Consider the following 9,415-nt stretch of genomic DNA (forward strand, 5'->3'; position numbering starts at 1 on the left):
CGGTGAGCCGCCTGATCGGCGCGCCGCCCGGCTACGTCGGATTCGACCAGGGCGGCCTGCTGACCGAAGCTGTCACCAAGAAGCCGCACGCGGTGCTGCTGCTCGACGAAATCGAGAAAGCGCATCCGGACATCTTCAACATCCTGCTGCAAGTGATGGACCATGGCACGCTGACCGACAACAACGGACGCAAGGCCGACTTCCGCAACGTCATCATCGTCATGACGACCAACGCGGGCGCCGAGAGCTTGCAGAAGACGTCGATCGGCTTCACCAACTCCAAGCAGGCCGGCGACGAGATGGCCGACATCAAGCGCATGTTCACGCCGGAGTTCCGCAACCGTATCGACGCCACCATCAGCTTCCGTGCGCTCGATGAGGAAATCATCCTGCGCGTGGTCGACAAGTTCCTGATGCAGCTGGAAGAGCAGCTGCACGAGAAAAAGGTCGAAGCCATCTTCACCGAGAAACTGCGCAAGTTCCTCGGCAAGAAAGGTTTCGATCCGCTCATGGGGGCCCGTCCGATGGCGCGCCTGATCCAGGACATGATACGCAAGGCCCTGGCCGACGAGCTGCTGTTCGGCCGCCTGGTCAGCGGCGGCCGCGTGACGGTCGACCTGGACGAGAAAGACCAGGTCAAGCTGGAGTTCCCGGAATCCGACGCCGCGCCGACGGTGCCGCCGGAGACGGTCGAAGTCGAATAAAACCGGACGGTAGTCCCGTTCAAAAACCCGCGACGCGCAAGTGTCGCGGGTTTTTTATTGGCCGGCGTCTGGCCGTGGAATCGCCGGAACTAAACGCCGACTCAGGCTGCGGATTCCTGCTCCAGTTCCCAGCCCGGAAAAATCAGCATGGCGGGATGGCAATGCAATGCCCGTGCGAGTATCTTTGCATGCTCAATGCCGAGACTGGCGCTATCGGTCTCGATCGCCATGATCTCCGCCACGGCTATGCCGCAACGCTCCGACAGTTGCGCCTGACTGAGTTCCTGTAGTTCCCGCATGGTGCGGACCGATTCGCCCACCGACACATTGATACGTTTTTTCGCAGGGATAAAATTCTTCATGTCAGTGCTTTCGATATTGATGGGCATTGATCTCGACTACTTCGATCAGAAATACATCAGCGACGACCCGATAGATTATTCTCCATTGTAGGCCAAGCCGGGACGAACGATAACCGTGCCACGCGCCGGACAGCGCCTCGTCATGAAATCCCTTAACGGCGCGCAGTCCCGGCGGCCCGAAGTACTGCACCGTCTCTTTCCATTTTTCGTAGCGCCTCAATACTTCGACTGGAACGGCGCCAGAAAGTTGCTTGTCCACCCGTCGATGTTCTTCAATTCGCCACATGCCCCATTGTCGATAAAACCAGGATCGCTGTTTGATCCCGCATCAATGCCGGATGAGCCATGGTTTGTACGGCGGTATCGCATCGATTCTGACAAATTTGTCATCCGGCTGTCACCGTCCCGACAGCGCCGCTTCGCTAGACTGCCTGTGGTCAGCGCTGCGCAAGCCGGAGCCTGGCACCGATTCCCCATTGAGAAAGCTGCCATGAAACTCCCTAGCGCCACGTCGTTCAAACAACGCACCCCGCAACTGCTGTTCGCCGCCTTGCTCGCGGCCGGCGCCGCGCCATCGTTCGCGGCCGACGCGGTCGCCGAAGTGCGCGCCGACCAGGTGGTCGACACGCTCGAATCGACCTTCGGCGTGCATGCCGGCCAGCGCCGCAACCACATCAAGGGCACGTGCGCGGCCGGCGAGTTCGTCGGCACGCCGGCGGCGGCCACCTTGAGCAGCTCCGCGCTCTTTTCCGGCAAGGCGGTGCCGGTGGTGGCGCGCTTCTCGCTCGCCGGCGGCAACCCCAACCTGCCCGACGCGGCCCGCAACGCGCGCGGCATGGCGCTGGAATTGCGCCTACCCGGCGGCGCGCTACAGCACATCACGATGCTCAACACGCCGGTCTTCGGCGCCGCCCATCCCGACACCTTCAACGCCATGCTCGTCGCCAGCAAGCCCGATCCGGCCACCGGCAAACCGAATCCGGACAAGCTCAAGGACTTCTTCGCCAGCCATCCCGACGCGATGTCGCAAGCGGCCTTCCTCCAGGAGAACGGCCCGCCGGCGCAGTATTACAACTCGGCGTTCTACAGCGTGCACACCTTCAAATTCATCGACGCGAAAAAGGCCGAGCACATGGTGCGCTGGCGCTTCGTCCCGCACGACGGCGAGCAGCAGCTGAGCGCCGCGGCGCTGAAGACGGCGCCGCACGACTTCCTCGAAGCGGGCCTGATCGCCCGCGCCGCGAAGGCGCCGGTACAGTGGGACATGATCGTCTACGAAGGCGAGCCGGGCGACCCGGTCGACAACGCGACGCTGGCGTGGCCGGAGGCGCGCCGCCACTTCAAGGCCGGCACGCTGACCATCGCCCAGGCGACGCCGCAGGCGGGCGCCGAATGCGAGAAGATCAATTTCGATCCGCTGGTGATGGCCGACGGTATCGCGCCGACCTCGGACCCGATACTGTTATTCCGCTCGCCCGCTTACGCCTTCTCGTTCGCCAAGCGCCTGTCGGGCCAGTGAGGCGCTAGAAACCGCCCAGGCTTTTGAACTGGGCGGCGCGCCGGCGCGACACGTCGATCGCCACACCGTCCGATAAAATCAGATCGAGTCCGCCGGCGTCGGTCGGCGTCACGCGCCGCACGAAGGCGAGATTGACGATGTGCTTGCGGCTGGCGCGGAAGAACTGGCTCGGGTCCAGCTTTTCTTCCAGCTGGTTCAGGCTGCGCAGCATCAGCGGCCGCTCGGCGTCGAAATAGATGCGGGTGTAATTGCCGTCCGATTCAAACAGGCGGATATCGTGCAGGCCGACGAACCAGCAGCGCTCCCCATCCTTGATGAAGATTTTCTTCGCCGCCCGCGCCGGCATGGCCGCCCGGTCGATGCGCAGGCCGGCCCGCAGCAGCGCCGCCGCCAGCCGCCCGGCCTCGATCGGCTTTTGCAGATAGTCGAGCGCATTGACTTCAAACGCCTGCAAGGCGTAGCGGTCGAAGGCGGTGGTGAAGATCACGTCCGGCGCCTCGTCCAGCGCCGCCAGCAGATCGAAGCCGGAACCGCCGGGCATCTGCACGTCGAGCAGGACCAGGTCCGGCTTGAGCGCCGCGATCTGCCGCAGCGCGTCGGCCGCGTTGACCGCCTCGCCGACGATCTCCACTTGCGTATGCGCGGCCAGCAGGCGGCGCAACTCGGCGCGCGCCAGACGTTCGTCGTCGATCAGCAGCACGCGCATCATGCCGCCTCCAGCGTGGGCACGGTCAGCGTCGCGCGCACCCAGCCGCCGTTCTCGCTCAAGTCCAGACGGGCGTCCGCGCCCAGCGCCAGCGCCAGTCGCTTGCGCGTGTTGACCAGGCCAACCTTGGTGGAGTCGGCGAAGGGCACGATGGCGCCGGCGTTGGCGATCTCGATGCGCACCATGCCGTCGACGCGGCGCGCCACGATGCGGATCTCGCTGCCGCCGGCGCTGGTCTCGACGCCATATTTGACGGCGTTTTCCACCAGCGTCTGCAAGGCCATCGGAGGAATGCGCACCTGCTCCAGTCCCGCCTCGATCCGCACGCTGACGCGCATGCGTTCTTCGAAGCGGATTTTTTCTATCGCCAGATAGGCTTGCACCGCCTCCATTTCGGCGGCCAGCGTCACCGTGTCGGCCTGGCCCGATTGCAGCGCGTAGCGCATCAGCGCCGCCAGCTGATCGATCATGCGCGCCGCCGCGTGCTGATCTTCGTAGATCAGCGCGCGCACGCTGTTCATGCTGTTGAAGAAAAAATGCGGATTCACCTGCGCCTGCAAGGCACGCAGCTCGGTGTCCTTGACGTACAGTTCCAGCCGCAGCGCCTCGGCCTCGTAACGGTTGGCGCGGCGCACGGACAGCACCGCCATGTAGAGCAGGGTCCACAGCGTCAGCACCAGAAACCAGAATATCAGGGCGCCGGGCAGCCAGCTCACGCCGTGCATGGCGCCCATCGGCCGCAGGACCGCGAACGCCAGCGTCATCGACGCCGTCTGCACGGCCGTCAGCAGCATCAGCGACGGTCCGATATATTTCCAGTGCATCTGCCGGCCCAGCCAGTGCGGCCGTCGCCGCAACGCCGCGCGCCACAGGTGGGTGCACAGTATGCCGCTCAGCCCCGCCCACCAGCACACGGCGACGATCTGCCAGCCCGGCGCGGCGCGCCAGTAGAACAACAGGTTGAACAGCGCGACGCCGTGCCACACCAGAATCTGGAGCGGCCAATACCAGCGGATACGCGCGAGCGCGGGACGGGTCGCATTCATTACGTTGTCATTTCAAGAATTGATCGATGCGAGCATACAGCCAGTCGGCGTCGTCGTACATGATGAAGTGACGGGCGGTGTCGCTCATCTCGATGGTCACGCCGGGCAGCTTCTGGTACTGGCTCTTGAACGTGCCCTCGAACTGGTCTTTCGAGCCGTAGTCCTTGTAGCCTATCCAGGTGCCGAGGACCAGCGTCGGCGCCTCGATGCGCGCGACGTCCTGGCGCAGGTCGTCGGTCATCATCTGGTACATCGACGTGGCGACGGTGGAGCGGTCCGACGCGGCGCCCCAGCCGGCCACGCGGTCGACGTCGGCCGGCTTGCTGACCATGGTGCGGATCACGCGCGCCAGATAGGCGCGGCCTTGGGCGTCGCTGGACTTGAGCATTTGATCGCGCATGACGGCGCCCGCTTGCAACAGCTGCTCGCGCGTGATGGTCGGGCGCTGCATCGCGCCCAGCGCCGGCAGCGTGTCGACGATGATGAGGCGCCCGACCTGCTGCGGGTGATCGGCCGCCAGCTTCATGCCGAGGAAGCCGCCCATGCTATGGCCGATGACGGTCGGATGATCGAGGCCATGGTCGGCGATGTAATCGGACAGCTGCTGTTCCACCGCCGGCAGCAGCGGCTCGGCGATCGGCGCCGTGCCGGCGAAGCCGGCCAGCGACAGCACGTGGCACTGGTGATGCTGCTGCACGCACAGGTGCTGCACGGTGCCGTCCCACACCGCGCCGGGCGATGACAATCCGGGGATCAGGATGATGGCCGCGCCGTCGCCGGTGACGTCGACATGGAACGCCGGATGCGTCGCTGCCGCCTGCGCCGGGGTTTGCGCCGACAGCAGGCTGCTTGCAAAAAACAAAATGGAAATCAGTGACCGTTGCATTTTCGCCTCCTCGTTTACGATGCGCCATGCTAAACAGCGGCGCCCGCGCCCACCTATGAAGAAGGACCAGCGGCACAAAACGAGGATGAGCGGTGTTGTTTTATATCACGCAGATAGGGGATAGGCAGAGCCAATTGCTGGTATAGAATGGGGCGATGATGACGATGACCGCCCCCTCAACCTTATCCGACAATCTCCTTGATCGACTCAATGCGATGCGACAGAGTGGAAGATATCAGCGCCGGGACAGCATCGAGTGGGAACGAATCAAGCGCGAATGCGAGCAGCTGCTGCGCAGCGCGCCGGCCGACGGCTGGAGCGCGCTGGCCATGCTGCACGCGGCGGCCGGCGATGTGGCGCAGATGGAGCGCTGCTTCCAGAACGCCAGCCTGCTCGACGCCCATCCCGCCGTCCTCGCCAACCGCATGGCGGCGTATGAACATCTGGGCCTGTTCAGCGAGGCGCGCGCCATCTTCCTCAAAATCGGCACGCCCAGCAGCCGCGATTTCGCTTTCGCGCCGCAGGCCGGCATCGAGATCGGCTCCTTCCAGTCGGTGCTCGAATTCGCCGCCGAAGCGAAGAAGCTCGGCCTGCCCATGAATCAGGACGACCTGAACGCCGCCTCCGAAGCGGCGGCCATCCTGGCCCGCGCCGGCGTCAGCGACGACGATGTCGCGCGCCACCTCGACGCGGCCGGCAGCGTGCTGCGGCGCGCCGGCATGTTCAGCGCCAAGGCCGCCGACATCTACGCCACCTACATCCCCGACATCTTTTCCGGCGTCGCCATGGCGGTCAACGTCCATTGCTGCGAAGACGAATTGGCGGCGCTGAACGCCGCCCTGGCGCACGAAGAAACGGCGCGCCACATCAACAAGAATTCCGTGTTCGACGTCGTGTTCGCGATCGCCTGAAGGTTGGGCCACGCTTAGCCGCCACCTTCCGCGCGCAGCCTGCGCCACAGCGTGGTGCGGCTGATCCCCAGATAATCGGCCGCCGCTTCGCGGCTTCCACCGAAACGCGCCAGCACCTGCGTGGCGCTTTCCAGGCGCGCGCGATCGGCAACGGCGGCAGGCGCAATATGGCTCGCCGTCGTTTGATCCGGCGCGCCGGACGGCGCCCTGGCTGACAATTCCGGCGCCACGCCGATCACGAACGACGGCGTCAGCGCCTGCAAAGGCTGGGCCGCCAAAAACAGCGCCAGGCGCTCCGTCAGGTTGCGCAGCTCGCGCACATTGCCCGGCCAGTCGTAGCGCGTCAGCAGCGGCGCGCACGCCACCACCTCGGCATGCAGATTCGGATGCGGCCGCGCGCCCAGCGCCGCCAGCGCATTCTTGAGCGACCACTCGGCCAGCAGCATCACATCGTCGGCGCGTTCGCGCAGCGGCGGCAACGACAGGCGCAGCACCGCCAGCCGGTAAAACAAATCGGCGCGGAAGCGGCCCTCGCGCACGCGCTGTTCGAGGTCGCAGTGCGTGGCGCTGACGATGCGCACATTGACCGCGATCGGCCGCGTGCTGCCGACGCGCACCACCTCCCGTTCTTCCAGCACCCGCAGCAAGCGCGTTTGCAAAGCCAGCGGCATCTCGCCGATTTCGTCGAGGAACAGCGTGCCGTGGTTGGCCGCTTCGAACAAGCCGGCGTGGCCGCCGCGCCGCGCGCCGGTGAACGCGCCCTCCTCATGGCCGAACAATTCCGACTCCAGCAGCGACTCGGCGATGGCGCCGCAATTGACGGCGACGAAGGGCCGGTTCGCACCGAGGCCGCGCGGACTCTCGCGGTGTATCGCCTGCGCCACCAACTCCTTGCCGCAGCCGGTTTCGCCCTGGATCAGCACCGTCGCCGGCGACTTCGCATACAGCAGCACCGACTGCCGCAGCGACTCCATCGCCGCCGAATCGCCGCGCAAATCGTTCAAGCCATGCTTGGCGCGCAGCGTGTCGGCCACCACCACGCGGCGGCCGCGGTTCGATTCCAGCTGCGACAATCGCGCCAGCTCCAGCGCATCATCGAAGGCGTGGCGGATCGACGCGGCCGAGTACACGAACACGCCGGTCAATCCCGCTTCCTCGGCCAGGTCGGTAATCAGTCCGGCGCCGACGATGGCCTCGATGCCGGCCGCCTTCAAATCGTTGATCTGCGCGCGCGCATCCTCCTCGGTGGCGTAGGTGCGCTGCGCGATGGGAAAGCCGAAGGTGGCCGCGAACTCGCTCAGTTCCGGCATCGTGTCCTGGTAGGTGATGACGCCGATGCGCTCGGACACCCGGCGCGCGCGCGCCAGCGCCTGCATCACGTCGAAGCCGCTGGCCTTGGCGACCACCACCGGCACCGACAGGCGGCCCTTTAAATAAGCCGCGTTGGAGCCGGCCGCGATCACCGCGTCGCAGCGCTCCGTGGCCATGCGTTCGCGGATGTGGCGCGCCGCTTCGTCGAAGCCGAGGTTGATCGGTTCTATCGTCGCCAGATCGTCGTATTCGAGCGTGATGTCGCGGAACAGGTCGAACAGGCGCGAGACGGAAACGGTCCAGATCACCGGTTTGTCGGCGCTGTCGAAGGGGAGGGGAGGTTGGGAGCGCATGTTTCAATTGTAGTTCATTGGTTTCGATGTTTTCAAAATGAAACATCGATGAAACGTATAGACACTTGATAACTCAACTATCTGGCCGCGAGGGTGTACTGTAAGTTATTGATTTTTATGAAAATAATAATTTTCCACAGTCCCGCGCGGCGATGGCATGCCCTTTGCAATACGCAGTCCATCGTTGTATCACTCCAAGGACACCACATGAGCAAGCAAACCCCCGGCGCCGCATTCCGTTTGGCCGTGCAGGAAGAATCCCCCTTGCAGGTCGTCGGCGCCATCAACGCCAACCACGCCCTGCTGGCCAAGCGCGCCGGCTTCAAGGCGATTTATTTGTCCGGCGGCGGCGTCGCGGCCGGCTCGCTCGGCCTGCCCGACCTGGGCATCTCGAACCTGGACGACGTGCTCACCGACGTGCGCCGCATCACCGACGTTTGCGACCTGCCGCTGCTGGTCGACGTCGACACCGGCTTCGGCGCCTCGGCCTTCAACGTCGCCCGCACCGTCAAGTCCATGATTAAGTTCGGCGCCGCCGCCATGCACATCGAAGACCAGGTCGGCGCCAAGCGCTGCGGCCACCGTCCCGGCAAGGAAATCGTCAGCAAGCAGGAGATGGTCGACCGCATCAAGGCCGCCGTCGACGCCCGCACCGACGACAGCTTCGTCATCATGGCGCGCACCGACGCGCTGGCGGTCGAAGGTCTGGACGCGGCGCTGGAACGCGCCATCGCCTGCGTCGAAGCGGGCGCCGACATGATCTTCCCGGAAGCGATCACCGACCTGGCCATGTACTCGCAATTCGCCAGGGCGGTGAAGGTGCCGGTGCTTGCCAACATCACCGAATTCGGTTCGACGCCGCTGTACACGGTGGACCAATTGCGCGGCGCCGACGTCGGCCTGGTGCTCTATCCGCTGTCCGCCTTCCGCGCCATGAACAAGGCCGCCGAAAACGTCTACGGCGCGATCCGCCGCGACGGCACGCAGCAGAACGTGATCGACACCATGCAGACCCGCGCCGAACTGTATGAGCGCATCAACTATCACACCTTCGAGCAAAAGCTCGACGCGCTGTTCGCCGCGCAGAAAAAATAAACCGCATTTCATACCGCATCTCACACCGGATCGACCCTGGAGAAAAATTACATGAGCACCACTGAGACCAGCACCACCGCCAGCGTCACCTTCAAACCGAAAAAATCCGTCGCCCTGTCCGGCGTCACCGCCGGGAACACGGCCCTGTGCTCGGTCGGTAAAACCGGCAACGACCTGCACTACCGCGGCTACGATATTCTCGACGTCGCCGACAGCTGCGAGTTCGAGGAAATCGCCTTCCTCCTGGTGCACGGCAAACTGCCGAATGCGGCCGAACTGAAAGGCTACAAAGCCAAACTGAAATCGCTGCGCGGCTTGCCGGCGTCGCTCAAGGCCGCGCTGGAAGCGTTGCCGGCGTCCGCCCATCCAATGGACGTGATGCGCACCGGCGTCTCGGTGCTCGGCTGCACGCTGCCGGAAAAGGACGACCACAACGTGCCGGGCGCGCGCGACATCGCCGACCGCCTGATGGCTTCCTTCGGTTCGATGCTGCTGTACTGGTACCACTTCAGCCACAACGGC

At 64.7% G+C, this 9,415-nt stretch carries 11 protein-coding genes; 5 read left to right on the forward strand and 6 right to left on the reverse strand.

The features are described from left to right. A partial coding sequence (locus Q0S71_RS12190) for an AAA family ATPase (protein ID WP_295995616.1) occupies window positions 1-704 on the forward strand: 704 nt, incomplete at its 5' end. A 101-nt stretch (window positions 705-805) separates the two neighbouring features. Here Q0S71_RS12190 and Q0S71_RS12195 read toward each other — a convergent pair. Both Q0S71_RS12195 and Q0S71_RS12200 read right to left on the reverse strand, forming a co-directional pair. Then, on the reverse strand, window positions 806-1,093 hold the full coding sequence (locus Q0S71_RS12195; RefSeq protein WP_295995619.1) for a helix-turn-helix transcriptional regulator: 288 nt from the start codon (window positions 1,091-1,093) through the stop codon (window positions 806-808). After that, entirely contained in the window at window positions 1,068-1,352 is a 285-nt protein-coding gene (locus Q0S71_RS12200) for a type II toxin-antitoxin system mRNA interferase toxin, RelE/StbE family (protein WP_295995621.1), read from the reverse strand. The genes Q0S71_RS12195 and Q0S71_RS12200 overlap by 26 nt, the downstream gene beginning before the upstream one ends. Before the next feature lie 204 nt (window positions 1,353-1,556). On the opposite strand from Q0S71_RS12200, the gene Q0S71_RS12205 reads away from it, so the two are divergent. Then, a complete protein-coding gene (locus tag Q0S71_RS12205) occupies window positions 1,557-2,585 on the forward strand; it encodes a catalase family peroxidase (protein WP_295995624.1) in 1,029 nt (342 codons plus the stop codon). 4 nt (window positions 2,586-2,589) lie between these two features. Here the strand turns inward: Q0S71_RS12205 and Q0S71_RS12210 are convergent, their stop codons facing one another. The 3 genes from Q0S71_RS12210 to Q0S71_RS12220 are packed head-to-tail and all read right to left on the reverse strand — an operon-like array spanning window position 2,590 to window position 5,223. Then, window positions 2,590-3,294, reverse strand: a complete 705-nt coding sequence (locus tag Q0S71_RS12210) for a LytTR family DNA-binding domain-containing protein (protein WP_295995627.1) — start codon at window positions 3,292-3,294, stop codon at window positions 2,590-2,592. Then, window positions 3,291-4,337, reverse strand: a complete 1,047-nt coding sequence (locus Q0S71_RS12215; protein ID WP_295995630.1) for a sensor histidine kinase — start codon at window positions 4,335-4,337, stop codon at window positions 3,291-3,293. Before Q0S71_RS12215 ends, Q0S71_RS12210 begins: the two co-directional genes overlap by 4 nt. A 7-nt stretch (window positions 4,338-4,344) precedes the next feature. Beyond that, window positions 4,345-5,223 carry an alpha/beta hydrolase gene (locus tag Q0S71_RS12220; RefSeq protein ID WP_295995634.1) on the reverse strand — a complete coding sequence of 293 codons (879 nt, stop codon included), beginning with the start codon at window positions 5,221-5,223 and terminating at the stop codon, window positions 4,345-4,347. Between the two features lie 164 nt (window positions 5,224-5,387). Here Q0S71_RS12220 and Q0S71_RS12225 point away from each other — a divergent pair, with 164 nt between their 5' ends. Further along, window positions 5,388-6,134: a hypothetical protein gene (locus tag Q0S71_RS12225; protein ID WP_295995636.1), complete on the forward strand. Its 747-nt coding sequence runs from the start codon at window positions 5,388-5,390 to the stop codon at window positions 6,132-6,134. Window positions 6,135-6,148: 14 nt separating this feature from the next. Here the strand turns inward: Q0S71_RS12225 and prpR are convergent, their stop codons facing one another. Continuing rightward, window positions 6,149-7,798, reverse strand: a complete 1,650-nt coding sequence (prpR, locus tag Q0S71_RS12230; protein ID WP_295995639.1) for a propionate catabolism operon regulatory protein PrpR — start codon at window positions 7,796-7,798, stop codon at window positions 6,149-6,151. Window positions 7,799-8,005: 207 nt separating this feature from the next. On the opposite strand from prpR, the gene prpB reads away from it, so the two are divergent. Further along, a complete protein-coding gene (prpB, locus tag Q0S71_RS12235) occupies window positions 8,006-8,893 on the forward strand; it encodes a methylisocitrate lyase (protein ID WP_295995642.1) in 888 nt (295 codons plus the stop codon). Window positions 8,894-8,944: 51 nt separating this feature from the next. Then, window positions 8,945-9,415: citrate/2-methylcitrate synthase (locus tag Q0S71_RS12240; RefSeq protein ID WP_295995644.1), on the forward strand; the 471-nt coding region annotated here is incomplete at its 3' end.

It is taken from the genome of Rugamonas sp., assembly GCF_025354735.1.
In the GTDB taxonomy this organism is placed as follows: domain Bacteria; phylum Pseudomonadota; class Gammaproteobacteria; order Burkholderiales; family Burkholderiaceae_D; genus Rugamonas.

Bases quoted from the DNA above. Each gene is read 5' to 3' on its own strand.
- Q0S71_RS12195 (WP_295995619.1), bottom strand. From the start codon at position 1,093: ATGCCCATCAATATCGAAAGCACTGACATGAAGAATTTTATCCCTGCG.
- Q0S71_RS12200 (WP_295995621.1), bottom strand. From the start codon at position 1,352: ATGTGGCGAATTGAAGAACATCGACGGGTGGACAAGCAACTTTCTGGC.
- Q0S71_RS12205 (WP_295995624.1), top strand. From the start codon at position 1,557: ATGAAACTCCCTAGCGCCACGTCGTTCAAACAACGCACCCCGCAACTG.
- Q0S71_RS12210 (WP_295995627.1), bottom strand. From the start codon at position 3,294: ATGATGCGCGTGCTGCTGATCGACGACGAACGTCTGGCGCGCGCCGAG.
- Q0S71_RS12215 (WP_295995630.1), bottom strand. From the start codon at position 4,337: ATGAATGCGACCCGTCCCGCGCTCGCGCGTATCCGCTGGTATTGGCCG.
- Q0S71_RS12220 (WP_295995634.1), bottom strand. From the start codon at position 5,223: ATGCAACGGTCACTGATTTCCATTTTGTTTTTTGCAAGCAGCCTGCTG.
- Q0S71_RS12225 (WP_295995636.1), top strand. From the start codon at position 5,388: ATGACCGCCCCCTCAACCTTATCCGACAATCTCCTTGATCGACTCAAT.
- prpR (WP_295995639.1), bottom strand. From the start codon at position 7,798: ATGCGCTCCCAACCTCCCCTCCCCTTCGACAGCGCCGACAAACCGGTG.
- prpB (WP_295995642.1), top strand. From the start codon at position 8,006: ATGAGCAAGCAAACCCCCGGCGCCGCATTCCGTTTGGCCGTGCAGGAA.